Source organism: Niallia sp. Man26, from assembly GCF_022049065.2.
Taxonomy (GTDB): Bacteria; Bacillota; Bacilli; order Bacillales; family Cytobacillaceae; genus Niallia.
In genome coordinates this window covers 1,070,434-1,088,154 of record NZ_CP095744.1, presented here as the reverse complement: position 1 = coordinate 1,088,154, position 17,721 = coordinate 1,070,434, and the positions used below count along the sequence as shown (strand labels likewise).

Genomic DNA, 17,721 nt, shown 5'->3' with positions numbered 1-17,721 from the left:
AAAAACAGAACCCTCACATAGGAATATACCCTTTAGACAGATATACAAATATTGCTACGGGAAAAATACTAAATATCATAATTAAATTACTTAAAGCAACCCATTTTTTTGCTGAGAGTATTCCTAGGATCATTCCAACAGGGTTAATGATTAAAGTAAGCAATCCATAAGGTTCCTGAATTTTAAAAGCTAAATATGGCATCCATGAAACTATTCCACAAAGTAATAAGGTGATGGATAGCCAAAAGTATAATGGTCTTCTGGTAGTGACATGATTCATTAATCTCACTCTTTCCATTGCCTTTTTATACTTATCATAACATTATTACCAAATAAAGTAATTAAACTTATCTCCCTCCTAAACAAACATTTTTCTCTTAAACACAGACTTTCATGCAATAAGTTAGCGTTAACTCTCCATATAAGCATTAATCCTCTTTAGATTGATTAATTCACAAAGAAAAACCGTCTAACCCCATTTATACCAGTGGATTCGACGGTCGCCCTTACATTAACGTATTCTTTATTTTTTAACCAATAATTCATATCCAAAAAACTGGATATTTCCTGTTGCTTCTTAAATTATTAATAACTAATGCTAACAGTACAATTACAATAGATCCTGTTACTACTGGTGTAAATAGATATTCCCATGAATAAGAGCCGAGTATTATTATTATTGGATCTGCTCCAGCGGGAGGATGGGTTGTTTTCGTTAACATCATTAAACCGATAGCTAACCCAACTCCCAAAGCCAATGACCATGGTTCATTACCAAATAAATGATAAATAATTAATCCTATTAAAGTGGAAATGAAATGGCCCCCTATAATATTTCTAGGCTGTGATAATGGTGAATTCCAGAGTCCGAATGCTAATACACAACTTGCACCAAATGAAGCTATTAGCAAAGGAGTATAGGTAAAACGTGTTAATAAACCGAGAATAAAAATGGTTATAGCCCCACCCATAAATCCTGTTATAATATCATTTATATTTACTTTCAGAGGGCTCTTTTCTCCTCCCCCTTTCATTTTCATTAAATAGGAAGTATTTTCATCATTATGTTCCTTTTTTGCAAGATTTCCTTCTGTAATCAAAAGATGTCTGCCTCCTTGTTAAAAAACTATCCTAAATATATTACACTACTTCTTATCTTTAGTGAATCCCATTACTTCTTAATTTGCATGTCATGTTTATAACAATAGAACATTTAAAAGTTGCAAAGAACCCTTCATTTTCCCTCGATAGTTTTAACGAAACACTATACAAAACATATATACTAACAAGTTATGTAATCAAAAAAAACAAAAAGACATCTGTAAGCTTACAAGAACCGATGCCTTTTTGTTTTCGTATAAACTTATACTTGATATGTTAATCACATCATTAAAAACAGTAATAAAGGAACTGCCCTCTCATCTTATCTTGCTGTTTTCATCCAATGCTTTTGTAGGTTAACCAATCCAGGTATAACAAATTAATCTGATTAGCATTAATCAATGAACATACTGGAATTATCTTATATAGTTTCAGATTTTTTTCTACTCATAAGGAGTAAAAAGCTTTAAAGAAATATGAGAAATACCAAAGCTGACTGTTGAAAAACCAATCATAAAAAAGAAGAAAGAAACAAAGATTAACCAAAAAGGATCTAATGACATTATTGCTGCTACAGCAATTATAAGGATTAGCAAACCAGCTGTTATTTTAGGATTTAATGAAGAAACCTGTAATACGACACGAAAGCTACCTAGCAATGAATTCTCATAACGTGCACTGTACGGAAAAATAAAGATGCAAAATACTACAAAGGTAATTAACGCTAAGAGAATACCAACACCTACAATAACAAAGGATATAATCGGGAGAATTGGTAACAGCCTTATCGCAACAACTAACAAAACTCCATAAATAATCAAAATCAGCTCAATTGTAGTTCCACGAAGAAAGTTGTCTTTCCACTCCTGCAAATAAGTTTTTGTTGGAAAAGACAATTTCCCTTCTGCCATTTTCATAGTAACTCTTGAGAGAGCTAATGTGCTGGCACCAATTGTAACTATTGGTAAACAGGTAATTAAAAACAGCAGATTTAATGTAAACAAATCCATTAGATAGGATGAAAACTTATAAATTTTACTATTTGAATCTATAAAATGCTTCAGCATTAAGTACCTCCTAACCTTTTACGGACCCAATCATAACACCCTTTACGAAGTATTTTTGCAGGAATGGATAGATACATAGAATTGGAATAGTTGAGATACAAATAGCTGCATACTTAATCGTCTCAGCATATTGGTTAACAACATCTGCACTTGCAGCCCCTTGATTTAGCGATGCATTATTTGCTAATAAAACAGCCCTTAAAATGTTTTGGATTGGTAATAAATCATTATCTGTAATATAAATGGACGCATTAAACCAGTTATTCCATAACCCAACACCATAATACAGCAACAAAACTGCCAAAGTCGGTTTAATTACTGGAACTAGAATCTTTCCTAAAATGGTAAAATCCCCAGCACCATCTATTTTCGCTGATTCTACCAAGCTATCAGGAATTCCTTCAATGGCAGATTTGCAAATTATGGCATTAAACAAACTCAGTGCACCTGGGATAATTAATGCCCAAATATTGTTATATAAGCCCAATTCTTTTTGGTTCAAGAAGCTCGGAATTAAGCCACCATGGAAGAACATCGTAAACATAAAAAAGGAAACGATTGCATTTTTCCACAATACATTCTTGGAAGCCATAAAATACCCACACAGAATGGTCATTAACATATTAATAGGCAAGGAGATTAACAACATCAAAAAGATATTTCGAAAACCAGAGATAATTAACGGGTGGCTTAACGCTTTAGAATAGGCCCCTAGAGTAAAATCTTTTGGGAAAATTAATTTTCCAATATTCGCATTAATCGCCGCTGAACTGGAGAATGAAGCGACGATTACATACCATATAGGGTAAAAACAAGCGATGATTACTAATATCATGATAATAGTATTAATATAAGAGAAAACTCGGTCGCCTTTACTTTCTCTCAGTAATCTAACTTTTCGTTTTCTAAGCATATCTTCAACCACCTTTCTATTAGAATAGGCCAGAACCTGCGAATTTCTTTGCTAAGCGGTTCGTTATTAACAACAATGTAACGTTAACTAATGTATTGAGTAGTCCAATTGCTGCTGCATAACTATAATCTGCATTTAATATACCCATACGGTAAACATAAGTTGATATTACATCTGCCACTGAATAAGTGGATGGAGAGTAAAGAAGCAATATCTTTTCAAACCCCATGTTAAGCAACGTTCCCATTCGCAATATTAACAAGATAATAATCGTTGTTTTCAATCCTGGGAGAGTAATGTGGAAAATCTGTTGTAATTTGCTGGCACCATCTATTCTTGCAGCTTCATATTGTTCTTGATCAATACCAGCTAAGGCTGCTAGATAGATGATAGAATCCCAGCCGATTGTTTGCCATATATCCGAAATTACATAAATCGGAACAAAAGCACTAGGTTCTGCTAATAAATTAGTCTTTTCAATCCCAAAATAGCTAAAGAATTCGGGAATTAGTCCATCGGATTGTGTAAAAAACTTAATTAAACTGCATAAAACTACGATGGATATAAAGTAAGGCATGTAGGAAACAGTTTGGACGATACGTTTAAAAAACTTATTTCTAATTTCGTTAATCAGTAGCGCTAAAATAATTGGTGCTGGAAAGCCAAATACTAAACTCCAAAAGCTAATGTTAAATGTGTTTTTAACGATACGCCAAGCACTCGGATCAGCAAAAAAGCGCTGAAAATTCTCAAATCCAACCCATGTACTCCCCGATATACCTAAACGAGGACTAAAATCTTGGAAAACCATCAGTAACCCATACATTGGTTTATAAGCAAAGATAAGAAAGTAAATTATTACAGGCAATACCATTAAATACTTTATCTTATTAAGTTGAAAATCTTTCTTTAACTTACTATAAAAACTAATTTTCGGATTATTCTCTGTTGGTAGGTTATTGTTTATTGCTAGGTTATTGTCCGACAACTTTTTTCCCCCTTTCAACAATCATCCATTTTCGATTCTTTTACCAACTAAGAGCGACACCCCAAGTTGTTCAATCGTTTAGACCAAAGACACTAACTTTACAACATCCTGAACATCCTTCCAATTCAACAACATTAGTGGTTCGGTCGTTCCCTTACCACATTTTTAATTCTTGATTGTTAACCTTTAGTAATGCCTCCAGTAGAAAATAATCAGCATAAATTAACGTTGTTATATGTTTGTCAAAATGGTAGGCAACTGCGCAACGTTCCACCAATGCTTCGCTAGTCGAATCTAAACACAAACGATTTTCACAAAGAGCTTTTAGCATTTCTTCTGCAACCTCAATATATTTGTTTCCATCTGTTTTTTCTTTATTGAGTGCTTTTCCCAAATCCAACAATCCGCAAATGGCAATACAAGTTGCACTATTATCTTCAAAGTCATCTTCTGCAGGCTGTTGAAAGTCAATAGGTGCTAGATGCGAATCAGGTAAGTGCTTTATAAAATAATCTGCAATTTCTTTTGACGCATCAAGGTAGCGTTCATCCTTTGTATGAAGGAAGCTATTCACAAAACCATAAATACCCCAAGCTTGACCACGAGTCCAGCTGCTTCCTACCTCATATCCCTGACCGCGCTCCGCTTCTATTACTTCTCCTGTTGCAGCATCGAATTTTACAATATGATGGACTGAACCATCCTCACGTATAAACTGGTCAAGTGCCATATCCGCATGTGTACGTGCGATTTGTTCGAATCTAGGATCACCGGTTTCTTCTGTTGCCCAATACAATAACGATAAGTTCATTAAACAATCAATGATAGCCAACCCTGTACAGTGATTATCTATCCCACCCCACGCACGTATGAAATTTCCTTTAAGATTAAACCGTCCAGCAAGAATATTAGCCGCATGGACAGCACGCACTTTTGCCTTTGGATCCTGTGTCATTTGATAGTTTGCCACCGATGTATGCAGCCACATAAAACCTACATCATGATTTAAACCTTGAAAAATATCAAAACATCGATCCAATTTGACTTCTTGAATTCTTGCCCATTCACGATACTTTTCTTCTCGAGTATAGTTGTAAAGCTGCCACAGCATACCTGCAAAAAAACCATTCGTCCACCAACTAACATCGCCTGTGGTTGACTTGGTATATGCATTATCCATATTGTTGTATTTACCATCCTCTAATACATAATAAGGAATTCCATTGCGATTCCTTTCACTTACCCACTTTAATTTGTCTACACATTTATCTAAATACGTTTCAAATTCCGTTTGATACCTTCCAACCAAGCTTCTTCACTCCTAATAGTAATAATGATTTTAAAGCTGATAACCTTCAAAAACAGGTATCAGCTTATGGATATTTAGCGCTTTAAATAACGTTCATAGGCAGCTTGACGAATTTCTAACAGTCGTTCCAAGCCTTGATTATTTAATTCTTTTACAAAGTCATCAAACTTGTCTAGGCTTTCCTCTCCAGTCACAAATTTTAATGCATGTTCCTTAACATAAGTATTTATCGTATTTTCAAGATTAGAAGCTTCTTTACGTTCCTCAGATGTCATAGAAACAGCTGCAGGGAAAATAGAGTCGATTGCCTCTTCTTGACCATCTGACCATGAATTTGAAGCATTAAATGATGGTTCATCCAAACGTTGTTCAATAAATCGTGAAAGTTGAACACCTTGTCCGGATAACCAGTTACCTGTATAAAGAGCAATTGCTTCATCTTTACCTAACTTATTTTCTGTTATTAAGTCAGTAAAGGTAGGTTGCCCATCTACCATTTCCCAACTTTCGCCTTCTTTACCAAAATTCCAGTATTGCATTCCTTCTTCCGTGTAAGCCCAGTCTAAAAATTTAAACGCTTCATCCAATTCTTCTTCTGGTAATGATGTTGAGATTGCGATGCCTTGTGCATTATATAAATCTTCTGTGAAGATTGATGCTGATTTTGTGCCATCTGCTTGATTCGGATATGGTGCGCCTACCCACTCGGCACCCGTTTCATTTGTTGTTGCATCCGTATTCATTGCTAATAAAGTTCCGGCATTCATGATAGTTGCACCAGTTTTATCTTGAGATGCCTTTGTTTTCACGCCTTGATCATCAATTGTTGCAAAATCAGGATCAATTAAGTTTTTCTTATATAAATCGTTAAACCAAGCCATATAATTTCTCCATTCAGGCTGAGCTTGTGCTAACTGTACTTGGCCATTCTTATCAATGAAATAACGAGTGTCAAATGACCCATGAGCATCAAAGGCTCCTGCAAATCCTGGACTCATACGCCAACCAGTTTGAAAGGTTAATTGAGCACCATATTTCTCATGGAAAATTTCAATAGTTTTGGTCCAATCTGCAATATTTTCGGGCATTGATAAGTTCTGTTCCTCTAGCCAATCTTGGCGAATCATTGGCCCCATGTAAGAAGCTTGATACGGCTGTTCTCTAAAGAAGCCAAACATATAATACTTTCCATCATCCGTTTTCATTGCACGATCAAACTCAGGATGTTCATTTAAAAACTTCCAATAGTTTGGTGCTTTTTCCTCAATATCTTTTGTCAGATCTCGTATGGCCCCTTCATTAATGTATTTATCAGCCACTCCCATCCAGCCATAATAAATCAGGTCTGGTAATTGTTTTTCAGAGAGCATTAAATTAAACGCCTGGCTCCAGTCTGAACCTTCCGTTGGAAACTGCCATTTTAATTTAACACCAGATTCCTTTTCTAAATTTTGATGAAAAGGTGATTCCTCATAGCTTTTGACTGTTGGACTAGGCGTCATCCACGTACTCCAAATAGTTAATGTCCCATCCTCCACTGCATTCGATTTATTGTTCTGACAACCAGCTAATACTACTGACACAATAAGGAATGTGAAAAAACATAACTTTTTTAATTTTTTCATTCGTACCTCTCTCCCCTTTCACTAATTAATAATTTTTATCGCACTGATAAAAATCTACTGCTTAAAACATAATCACGCTTATGGTTACGCTTACAATTTGGTTTCTTTAAAAATCTTTCGATCCTTTCGAAAGATTTTATGGAAAATCAGTACCAAACTGTATTTGTAGTTTATTTAAAACCGAGTTCAAAAACAATTACGTAATTTATAAATACTAACATTTTTAACTTTTTTGTTTTCTGCCATGTTTAGAACAATTGAACAAGAACCCTATGAAAAATTTTCTGATTATAATATAATAAATTCAAATATTTGTGAGCGTTTCAAAACGCGCCAAATCAACTATTAAAATATAAGTGAAGCATAGACCCTGAAAATAGAATGTAATTAACGTAGACATGACACTAGACTTAGCTTTATACAAAAATTTGAAAGTTTCCTTAAAAGCAATACTTCTAAACTTACTTCATCACTAGTATCGCTAGCATTATAGGAAGGAGCATTCTAAATGAACGAACTTTTTTCGATAATAAATGGCGGAATAAATATGCGTCATCCTTTAACGTTTAGAATGTCAAAACCCCATGGTATCCCTTGTTATGTTTTATTATCACTGAAATCCAATGCAATCTATAATGTTAACGGTGTATCCATGAAAGGTCGACCTAACGAAGCTATAATTATTAGTCCTAACACTCCTTATTATTACGAGAATCCAGATGGAGTGTATATTGATGACTGGCTGCGCTTTGAATCACATGATTCTACGCTTTTTGACAAGATGAACTTTCCTCTTAATACTCTTATATATCTAGCTGATTCCAGACATATTAATATTATCTTTCAAGAAATTATTTGGGAGTATAACTATTCAAGAGAAGAATTTAAGAAGCAAAATGTTTCAATACTTCTTCAAGTCCTTATTAATAAACTAATGTCCTACTATCTTGAAATAGGCAGTGATGATAACTATAGTCCTTTTCATTCAAAATTAAGAGATTTACGATTACGCATTCAGTCTGATGTCATGCAGTCGTATAAGGCAGAGAACGTTGCCTCTACTTTAGGAATAAGCACCTCCTATTTCCAGCATTTGTACAGGAAACTTTTTGGCATCTCTTTCCACAAAGACGTAATTCGGTTCAGAATTGATCAAGCTAAATATCTCATTGCTCATACAGAATTGACATTGAATGACATTTCAGAAATGTGTGGTTACTCTTCCGAAGTACATTTCTTTCGTCAATTTAAAAAAGAAACCGGCAGAAATCCATCCGATTATCGTAATATGCCGTTTTTTGAAAGCACAAGTAAGTATTAAAATTTACGGATATGTAATGTTTTAAAATAAGCAATAAAGAAAGTTTTCTTAAAAGCTCGCCTGTTAGGAATTGTGCTTCAGATTTTTCCCATCTGTCTCTTTGATTTAGGCGAAGTCGCCGTCCCTTTAAACAAATGAATAGAGCGATACTAGAAGTATCGCTCAAAGTAAACGAATCTTAAATTTACTAATTTTTAGCATCCATCCATTCCACAAGCCAGTCCTTCCGGTATTTCACTAGAATTCTGCTTGCTTATTTCTTCATTTATGATTCTCTCTAGATTTCCCTTCGAATGAATACCTGCAGCGACTGTATCTCCTATAATAAAGGTAGGAACTGCAGATATGTTAGCTTCAGTATAAGCATGTTGTAATGCCTTTTGGTGTTCTTCACGAAACGTTCTATTTTCCAGTGCCGTTCGATATGCTTGTACATCGAGGCCAACCTCACCTGCTAGCTTTGTAAGAACATCCATGTTACCAATACCTTGTTCTTCTTGGAAAAATGCACGCAGTAAACGAATGTTATACTCATTTCCCCTTCCCTTCTCCTTAGCATATTGAAAACCTTCAAATGCCAAGTGAGTATAAGGTTGTGGTGATACATTTGGTAAGACAATCTTAATTCCCATCCTATCAGCCATTGGGTAAACAGACTGCTTCCAAGTTCTTTGTAAATAATCTCCTTCTGGCCTTAACGTTTCGTTTGGATACGGACGCAGCTCAAATGGCATCCATTCTATGTCTACATCTTTTCCTTTTATCGCTTCTTCTAATGGTGCTTCTGCCAAGAAACAGAAAGGGCACACATAATCTGAATAAACTTTAATTTTGACTGTCAAAATGCTTCACTCCGATTTGATTCATAATCTCCTACTTTTGCAAAGCCATGTTTTTGGCTTACATAAAAACAACTGCTACATCAGATAAAATGGGGAATTGCTGATCCTGCTGTTGCCCGTTTTCTTTAATCGCCTCTATTCAATCTCGAAATCCTTAATATTAGCTGCTGGGTAAAGCACATCATTTGGTTTAAATACTGATAAAGCTTCGTTATTTTTCACTTTTTTAACCCAATCGTGATCAGCTAAAGCACCTTTTCCTAATGTTACAATATCAGCATCACCGCTATTTAAGATTTCAGCAGCTTTTTCTATTTTTTCTAATTGACCATTCGCAATTATGGGCAGTTGGCTATATTTTTTCGCTAAAGAAACTAAAGATTCCTCTCCTCCATCAAATGCTGGCTGCCATGCTTCGAACTCTGTGACGTGAATATAGTCTAAGCCTGATTGACCTAAGGAAGTGAAAATAATTTTTGCATCTTCTTCTTTTCCTGACCATTTGTAGAAATAATCGTTTACTTGTGATTGAGAGATTCGCATTCCAACTATGAAATCATTTCCAACAGCTTTAGTCACTTCAGATGCAATTTCAACTAAATATCTTACTCGGTTTTCAGTACTTCCACCATATTCATCAGTGCGCAGGTTTGTATATTCTGTAAGAAATGCATCTAAGAGATAACCATTGGCACCATGGATTTCAACCCCATCAAATCCAACAGCCTTTGCTCTTTGAGCAGCATTTACGAAGCTTTTTTTCACATCATTCATTTCTTCTTTTGTCATTTCTTTCGGAACATTAAACTCCCCTTCTCCGAAATAAAATTTAAGCTGTTCGCCTTTAGGCTTTACTGCTGATGGGGCAATTGTGTCCTTTGAAAAGTGACTTCCTTGTGAGAGTGGTCCACTATGCTGTAACTGCATAAAAATTTTACCGCCTTCTTCATGAACGGCATCCACAACCTTTTTCCAAGCTTGTGCTTGTCCATCCAATGCAATACCTGGTTGATATTGATACGTTTGGCTACTTTTATCATCAATATACGTACCTTCTGTAATAATTAACCCAAATCCACCTTTTGCGAAAGAACGGTAATATTTGACCATCTTATCCGTAACATATCCGTCTACTGTCGCACTAATTCGAGTCATTGGTGCTAGTCCAACTCTATTTTTTAATTCTGTTTTATTCATTATCAAAGATTGAAACAAAATACTTTTATCCAAGTCATTTTCCTCCTGTTGTATTAAGTAATTGACATCCTTACTGTTATTAGCTTAAATGAAGAGTACAGTTTAGTAAAACGAATATATTTGATAAGATAGTTCAAAAATATTGAACTATTATTAGGAGATGTTAGTTTGGAGCTTCGCCATTTAATTACATTTAAAACCATCGTTGAAAAGAACGGATTTAATAAAGCAGCAGAACACTTGGGTTACGCACAGTCTTCTATTACTACCCATGTTAAAGAACTAGAAAAGGTATTAGGTAATCCACTTTTTGACCGTCTCGGAAAAAAAATAATATTAACTCACTTCGGTAAGCAATTTCTTCCGTATGCAAATCAAATAATTGAGCTTTACAATCAGTCACTTACTATTGAAAAGGAACCTCAAGGTGAATTAACCATTGGAATATCGGAATCATTAACCATTTGCCGAATTCCTCAGATTCTGCTTGAATTCAAGCAGAAATATCCGAAAGTGAGCCTTCACGTTAAGTCATTAGAAAATTATGATGTTACTAAGAGCCTCCAGAGTGGTGATATAGATTTAGCTTTAATATTAGAAAAGGAAAATTGGAAACAAGAAGAGTTGCATATAGGAGAATTAGTAAAAGAAAGAATGGTCTTCATCCAGCCTAAAAATAAAAAAGATGCTTTAAATACAGCGCTATATTCCGATTTAAGATGCAGTTATAAATCTGTATTTGACGAATATATTTCATTAAATCAATTAGATATTAAAGATAGTCTAGAATTCCAAAGTATAGAAGCAATCAAACACTGTGTAAAAGCTGGGTTAGGCGTATCACTTGTTCCATACTTTTCTGTAAAAGAAGAACTTAAAGGCGGGATCTTCATAGGAGAAGAAGTTACAAAAGAACAAAATTCACTATCCACTTATTTGGCTTATCACAAAGATAAATGGTTGTCACCATCTATAAGCAGTATGATAAGTCTTGTGCAGAAGCACGCAATAACTTGGGAGTAACAATTTCTCTTTTAAATAACGCAGTTTTACGTAGAAAAATGGCGTTGGCAATAAAAAACTTCTATCAAGGATTAGAAGTTTTTTTACTAAGCATTTTAAACGTTAATAAGACGCAGAATGCAGCTTTATATATTCATTATTTATACTTCCTCTCTTGTCCGAACAAATTTTTTCTAAGAACCAATTGTAGCTTAAAAAATATCCTTCTAAACAGCATCATTAAATCCGTTTATTATGTATAAAAAATCCAAAACTATTGAAAATAATATAAGCAATTACTAACTAATAAGGAGCAATTTTTGATGAAAAAGATATTTTTAATGAGCTGGATTTTGCTTTTTTCCTTAATCATGGTGACGGGAACAAATACTTACGCTAAACCGCAAGAAAAACACATTAGCCAATCACAGGTAGATTTTGAAAATAATTTCCGAAAGCTTTGGTTAGATCATGTTTTGTGGACAAGCAACTATATTACAAGCGCAACTACAGCAGGTGCAGAGGATCAAAAACAGGTTCTGACGAGACTTCTAAAAAATCAAGAGGATATTGGAAATGCAATAAAGCCTGTTTACGGCGAGAAAGCAGGGAACAAACTGACAGAGCTGCTTAAGGAGCATATTGTTATAGCAGGAAAAATTATAGATGCAGCTAAAAGCGGAAATAAAACTACAGTGACTCAGCTAAACAAAGAATGGGATAGAAATGCAGATGATATAGCTGCTTTTCTCAGTGAAGCCAACCCTTTCCTCAAAAAGGAAGAGCTAAAGAAATTATTAGCTATGCATCTCCAATTAGTCACAAATGATTTAACTGCAAGCCTGGAAAAAGACTGGAATGCTAGAATCATCTCAATTGATGAGGGTGTAACTCATATAATCATAATGGCTGATGCTATTTCAACTGGAGTTGTAAAACAGTTTCCTGATAAATTCAAATAATAAATGGAACAAGCACCTCTATTTCTATTAGAGGTGCCTGTCATATTATTGATAGCCACTCCCTCGCTATTGGTAAATATAGATGGACAGAAAAAAGGGAAATTTTTGTTAAGGTCTAATTATCCAATCAATAATTTAATGTTTCCCATTAATGTTGTTATAAGAAATTTTTTTCCTTTCAACTTTTTAAATAAAGACAATACTAATTGAATAATAATTAATTATAATAGCAATCCAAAAGAAAAATGCAGAACGTACAACACAATTGCCCCCAAAATTATATGAATAGTGAAGGGAAAACATTTACTTATTAAGTACATGAGTACAGAGAAACCGAAAAACCGGTACCAAGATATCAAGTTAGTAAGGGGAAATCGTGGGGTAAGATTACATATGAATAATAAGGGGAGAAGCATATGCACGTTGAGAGTCTAAAAATTTGGCAACCACAAACAAACCTAAACTCTAATCATCCTGTTCATATTCTTTTTAGGGGTATTATTAAACATGATGACTATTTTAAAATAATCTTGGAAGATTATGACGACAATATAACGGAAATTGTATATAACCAATTAAACGGACCTATGGAATATTATGTTTGGTCCTTTAGATATACAACAGAGATAGGAAGGTTTGGTTTATATAATTTAGAGGTTGATGAATCAAATTTAAAAGAAAAAGGAAAAGCATATTTTTTTAAAATGGAAAACTCAGAATACATTAATTGGTTTGACAATCAAAATCCCCTTTTCAATAGCACGACACATCCAAATTTAGAGCATCATGTTTATATTACTCGTGATGAAGTAATGGAAGTATTATCAGATTATAATCCTTTAATATTAACAAATTAGATTAAAAATCCTTTAATTTAAACAACTGGAACAATAGGTTTTATATTCCCCTCAGTCGTTTATTACTTCGAACTGAATACACTAAAAAGGAAAATGTTAATAAGGATAGACAATATTCCAGTATAAGATATTGGAGTTAGTATAGTTTCATGGACACAATTTAATTAAGTCCTTACAATTATTTTGAGAGGATGTGTCCGAATTGGAACGTAAACCTGCAGGCAAAAAATATAACGATGATTTTAAGAAAACGATTGTGGATTTGTATCATTCCGGCAGCCCGGTTAAAGAATTAAGCAGCGAATATGGCGTATCAGAAGTAACTATTTATAAATGGGTGAAAGACTTTACCCCTATTGGTTCAGAAAAAGAGGCGCTTACACCAAAAGAGTTAGCCGAGATTCAGAAAGAAAACCTTCGGTTAAAACAGGAGGTAGAAATCCTAAAAAAGGCTATGGCCATATTCGCGAAAAAGTAACCGAATCAGAGCTCATCGATTTTATCGAGGAACACAAGGATCAATATCCCGTCCAGAAAATGTGCGAAGTACTGGCCGTGCCAAGAAGCAGTTACTATGGCTCCCTTGAAAAAACGACGTCAAAACGTGAACTGGAAAACCAGGAACTCACGCAGGAAATCCAACGGATTCACCTGGAAAGTAAGGCGCGTTATGGCGCACCGAAAATCCATAAGACCTTATCAAACAATGGGGTTTGTTTAAGCCTGAAGCGTGTCCAGCGCTTAATGAGAAAGGCAGGCATCCGTTCGATTACCAGGAAAAAATACCGTCCTTTCCCCTCAAAAGAAAAGGTTGTGCAGCTGGGTAATCTTTTAAAAAGAGACTTCTCTACCTGTACGATCAATGAGAAATGGGTGGCGGATATTACGTATATTCCTACGGTAAAAGACGGCTGGTGCTATCTGGCCTCTGTATTGGATCTGCATTCGAAAAAAATTGTTGGCTATTCTTTTTCTCGTTTTATGACTTCGGAATTAGTGATCGAAGCACTTCAAAACGCCTGTTTTTCTCAAAAGCCCCGAAAGGGCTTAATTCTTCATACCGATCTTGGCTCACAATATACCAGCAGTGAGTTTACTCAGCATGTCCAAAAATACGGAATCAGGCAGTCTTTCAGTCAGAAAGGCTGTCCTTATGACAATGCCTGTATAGAGTCATTTCACGCCATATTAAAGAAAGAAGAAGTCTATCATACCCAGTACACAGACTACCGGGCAGCGAAGCTGGCCATGTTTCAGTTTATAGAGGGCTGGTACAACAGAAACAGAATTCACAGCAGCATCGGCTATCAAACACCTCAAGCTATGGAGGATCAGATTAGAAGAACCGCTTAATACTTAACTTTTTTGTGTCCAAATTATTGACTCAAATCCACCTTGCTAAATACAGGAATAGTTTTTAGATGTTTTTTTAATTTATCAAAAAGAGTTAAAGCAAGAATCAGTATAGTGAATTCAATAAGTATTGCCATTAAGTCCGTGTATGTAAATGGCTTACCAATATAACTTCCTAGGTAGAAATTAGTTAGGATAATTACACCAATTAGTGCACACTGTATACTAAAATATTTAACAAGGTTCATATCTCAAACTCACTTTCCTTATTTTTCCTTTGTACTCAATCTTTATTATAGCTATAAGAAACAATCTGGGAAATGATAAATATTGTGAAAAATTGTACTTAAGCTAACCTGCCATGTTTGTGGCACAAGAAAGGGATATCTTCATTTATTACAGGAATGCTGCCCTGATTGTCCCCCATACGAGAAAATCTCCAAATATAAAGTAAGTTCCCCTTCAGGCAGACTGGCCAGGTAAATTAAAAAGAAGAGCCTACACATGGAAAACTCTTTGTTATTTTTTACTTATCCTCTACCCTCTCTTAAATATTTTCTTTGAAACTGAAGATAATAAAAGTACTAATATCTAACTAGGGTGAGTTAAATTGACAACTGAACAAATACAACAATTAAAACAAATCATAAAACAACAAGACCAAGTTGTAGAAATGTGGTTAAACTACTGGAGAGAATACTCAAATTGGGAGGATTGGCATTTTTGGTTTATTGTCTTAATGTTAATAGTCCCACTAATCATTATTTACTTCTTAATAGATAAGAAAAGAGCCTTTCATATCGGTTTTTTTGGCTTTAATATTCATGTGTGGTTTACATATTCTGATGCTCTAGCTACAAGGACAGCACATGTTATTTATCCATATCAAGCCATTCCCATTTTGCCAGTCAATTTCGCTTTAGATGCTTCACTTGTTCCAATATCATTTATGTTGTTATATCAATGGTGTCTTAAACACGATAAGAGTATTTTGATATATGGTATTATACTTTCAGCAATATTATCCTTTATTTTCAAACCAGTAATAAGCTTATTAAATTTAATTCAATTAGATAAAGGGATGAATTTCTTCTATTTGTTTTTAAATTATATTTTAATATTGTTATTTACAATTGGAATTACATATATCTTTAAACATTTAAATCAAAAAGCCAAAAAAATTAAGTGATTTTTACATATTAAGAAAACAACTATGGGACTTTTCTTCATGATATTTTGTCAGAGTAATCTCAGTTGTTAATTCCCCTTTGAGATGAATATGTATGTAAAAGGTGTGCTAAATTAGCACACCTGGTATCCTATCCTTAAACAAAGCAACATCTTTTCCAATAACAGACGCTGCATCCATCAACTTTTCCCACTCATTTATAGGATTAAGTAAAACCATCAATAGTTTAGCACTGATGGTTTCGTTTTGTTTCATCCTTCTTACACTAACCTCCCTCAATAAACAAACAATTATCTCTTAAATACGCAGCTTTTCTCCATATTGCTATCTAACTTGTTTAACTTTACAGATTTGATTAGAGAGAAAAGAACACAATCAAGCTGTTTACGAAGAAAATGAGTGCAAGAAACTAGCCAACCTTCGGTTCATTTCAAAAAGTTGGATAAATAGGTATGTACGCACCAATGGATGTCCACATATCTTACGGGGGTCTACCCTCCCATGTCTCACAGAGTCTACGCTCCTACATTCCTTCGTTCAACCTTTCCATAAGGTGGATGTCGGTCATGCTGCCATACAGGATCTTATCTTGTCCTTACGTTAGTTCCGTTGCCGACTAATCCCATGCTGATTTTGTCTGTTCATCTGTTCAATTCTAGTTGTTAAAAGCTAGTTTTATAGTGATTAAGCTGCTATTGGTTCTTTGATAAATGCATGCATATGGGGGATGTCCTTCAACATCTTCTCCTCTTTAAACACATACTGTTTCTTACCAATAGAGAAGAGTATACGGATGAGCTTGTTACACAAAGCAATTAAAGACTGCATCTTTTTCAACGGATTGTCAGGTCTCGTTATGTAGTAAAGATGTAGGGCTTTAAAGGCCTTGTTCTTGGCTACTAGAATCATAGATGCCCGGAATAACAATGCTCGTAATTTCTTTCGACCACGTTTGGTTATTCTGGTTCTCCCTTTATGCTTACCTGATGTATTTTCTTTTAAGCTAAGTCCTGCCAATTTGGTTATTTGACGAGGATGATTGTATTCACTCAAATCGCCTACTTCAGCGAAGAAACCCGCCACTGTATCGCGTCCAATCCCTGTTATTTCTAACATTTGATTAACCCCTGGAATATCTTGAAGCAGTGTATCCAGAGTTTGGTCAAGCTCTTCGAACTTGGCTTGAATGAGTTCATACTTTTGGATTAAGGTTCTTAATTCCATTTTAGCCATCATAGCACCTTGTCGAATGCCAATCGAGCGATTGGCGGCTTCTTTTAAAGCTTGAATCTTCTTAATCCCTATACCACGTTTCACTGCTTGCCTAAGGTATTCTAGTAATTCTTTTTCTGTATATCTAACCAATTCTTCCGGTAATGCTTCAAGCTTTAATAAATGAAGAGCTGCCTTCCCTTCCCAACTTTTAAAAACGGTAAAGAACTCTGGAAAGTATCGATCAATCCAGTTGTGTACCTGTCCTTGCACAATTTGTAAGTCTACACTTAATAGATCACGTAATTTTTTTGCCACTCGTAGTTCTGCAAAAACCCCTTGTGGGATTGTTGGTTCGGCGTATCTACCATCCTTGACTAGTTGTGCAATGACTTTTGCGTCTTTTACATCGTTTTTAGTTGGAGAGTTATCGTCTAGCTCTTTACTGTGCTTGACGTGTAAAGGATTGACCGTAACGAACTTAATCTGTTCCTCCTTTAGAATATGAGCTAAATTAAGCCAATAATGGCCCGTTGGCTCCATTCCAGTAATGACAGACTCCATTTCGCAAGACTCTTTTATTTGAGTAATCCAATTAATAAATGTCCTAAATCCTTCTTGAGTATTATCAAAAAAGCAAGTAGATCCAAGCTCTATTCCACGATAATCCTGTGCTCTAGCTACATGATGATGTTTAGCTATATCAATACCAATCACTAAGGTTTTAGGTGTAATTTGAGCTATTTTATGATTTTGGTTATAATTCATGATGAGACCTCCGAA

At 34.9% G+C, this 17,721-nt stretch carries 16 protein-coding genes; 6 read left to right on the top strand and 10 right to left on the bottom strand.

What is annotated here, in order from left to right:
- Positions 1-542: 542 nt before the first annotated feature.
- The 6 genes from L8T27_RS24975 to L8T27_RS24950 all read right to left on the bottom strand — a co-directional run bounded on the left by L8T27_RS24975 (position 543) and on the right by L8T27_RS24950 (position 7,003).
- Entirely contained in the window at positions 543-1,040 is a 498-nt protein-coding gene (locus L8T27_RS24975; RefSeq protein WP_237944203.1) for an HPP family protein, read from the bottom strand.
- A gap of 504 nt (positions 1,041-1,544) precedes the next feature.
- Positions 1,545-2,168 carry a YesL family protein gene (locus L8T27_RS24970; RefSeq protein WP_237943633.1) on the bottom strand — a complete coding sequence of 208 codons (624 nt, stop codon included), beginning with the start codon at positions 2,166-2,168 and terminating at the stop codon, positions 1,545-1,547.
- Positions 2,169-2,178: 10 nt separating this feature from the next.
- On the bottom strand, positions 2,179-3,081 hold the full coding sequence (locus tag L8T27_RS24965) for a carbohydrate ABC transporter permease (RefSeq protein WP_237943631.1): 903 nt from the start codon (positions 3,079-3,081) through the stop codon (positions 2,179-2,181).
- Positions 3,082-3,100: 19 nt separating this feature from the next.
- Complete coding sequence (locus L8T27_RS24960) at positions 3,101-4,069, bottom strand: ABC transporter permease (protein WP_233317264.1); 969 nt, start codon at positions 4,067-4,069, stop codon at positions 3,101-3,103.
- 154 nt (positions 4,070-4,223) lie between these two features.
- Positions 4,224-5,378, bottom strand: a complete 1,155-nt coding sequence (locus tag L8T27_RS24955; protein WP_237943629.1) for a glycoside hydrolase family 88 protein — start codon at positions 5,376-5,378, stop codon at positions 4,224-4,226.
- A gap of 74 nt (positions 5,379-5,452) precedes the next feature.
- Positions 5,453-7,003 (bottom strand): extracellular solute-binding protein, encoded by a 1,551-nt coding sequence (locus tag L8T27_RS24950; RefSeq protein WP_237943627.1) that lies wholly within the window; start codon positions 7,001-7,003, stop codon positions 5,453-5,455.
- 508 nt (positions 7,004-7,511) lie between these two features.
- On the opposite strand from L8T27_RS24950, the gene L8T27_RS24945 reads away from it, so the two are divergent.
- Positions 7,512-8,324, top strand: coding sequence for an AraC family transcriptional regulator (locus L8T27_RS24945; protein ID WP_237943617.1), 813 nt, complete (start codon positions 7,512-7,514; stop codon positions 8,322-8,324).
- Between the two features lie 194 nt (positions 8,325-8,518).
- On the opposite strand, the gene L8T27_RS24940 is transcribed toward L8T27_RS24945, so the two are convergent.
- Together L8T27_RS24940 and L8T27_RS24935 are read right to left on the bottom strand one after the other, a co-directional pair.
- The gene (locus L8T27_RS24940; protein ID WP_237943615.1) at positions 8,519-9,166 is read right to left on the bottom strand and encodes a DsbA family oxidoreductase; all 648 of its coding nucleotides are present in this window, start codon (positions 9,164-9,166) and stop codon (positions 8,519-8,521) included.
- 135 nt (positions 9,167-9,301) lie between these two features.
- On the bottom strand, positions 9,302-10,396 hold the full coding sequence (locus L8T27_RS24935; protein WP_233317269.1) for an NADH:flavin oxidoreductase: 1,095 nt from the start codon (positions 10,394-10,396) through the stop codon (positions 9,302-9,304).
- A gap of 135 nt (positions 10,397-10,531) precedes the next feature.
- On the opposite strand from L8T27_RS24935, the gene L8T27_RS24930 reads away from it, so the two are divergent.
- The 5 genes from L8T27_RS24930 (at position 10,532) to L8T27_RS24910 (ending at position 15,726) form a co-directional block, all read left to right on the top strand.
- Positions 10,532-11,386: a LysR family transcriptional regulator gene (locus L8T27_RS24930; protein WP_237943613.1), complete on the top strand. Its 855-nt coding sequence runs from the start codon at positions 10,532-10,534 to the stop codon at positions 11,384-11,386.
- A 302-nt stretch (positions 11,387-11,688) separates the two neighbouring features.
- Entirely contained in the window at positions 11,689-12,327 is a 639-nt protein-coding gene (locus tag L8T27_RS24925) for a glycosyltransferase (protein ID WP_237943612.1), read from the top strand.
- Positions 12,328-12,743: 416 nt separating this feature from the next.
- The gene (locus L8T27_RS24920; protein ID WP_237943610.1) at positions 12,744-13,184 is read left to right on the top strand and encodes a hypothetical protein; all 441 of its coding nucleotides are present in this window, start codon (positions 12,744-12,746) and stop codon (positions 13,182-13,184) included.
- 202 nt (positions 13,185-13,386) lie between these two features.
- Positions 13,387-14,537, top strand: a protein-coding gene (locus tag L8T27_RS24915; RefSeq protein WP_237943608.1) for an IS3 family transposase whose coding sequence is annotated in 2 segments (ribosomal slippage) — positions 13,387-13,636 and positions 13,636-14,537 — 1,152 coding nt in all. Because the reading frame shifts where the segments join, the coding sequence is not laid out codon by codon here.
- Positions 14,538-15,147: 610 nt separating this feature from the next.
- A complete protein-coding gene (locus L8T27_RS24910; RefSeq protein WP_237943597.1) occupies positions 15,148-15,726 on the top strand; it encodes a CBO0543 family protein in 579 nt (192 codons plus the stop codon).
- A 108-nt stretch (positions 15,727-15,834) separates the two neighbouring features.
- On the opposite strand, the gene L8T27_RS24905 is transcribed toward L8T27_RS24910, so the two are convergent.
- Both L8T27_RS24905 and L8T27_RS24900 read right to left on the bottom strand, forming a co-directional pair.
- Entirely contained in the window at positions 15,835-15,981 is a 147-nt protein-coding gene (locus tag L8T27_RS24905; protein WP_237943596.1) for a hypothetical protein, read from the bottom strand.
- A 429-nt stretch (positions 15,982-16,410) separates the two neighbouring features.
- Positions 16,411-17,706, bottom strand: a complete 1,296-nt coding sequence (locus L8T27_RS24900) for an IS110 family RNA-guided transposase (protein WP_237943595.1) — start codon at positions 17,704-17,706, stop codon at positions 16,411-16,413.
- Between the last annotated feature and the right edge of the window lie 15 nt (positions 17,707-17,721).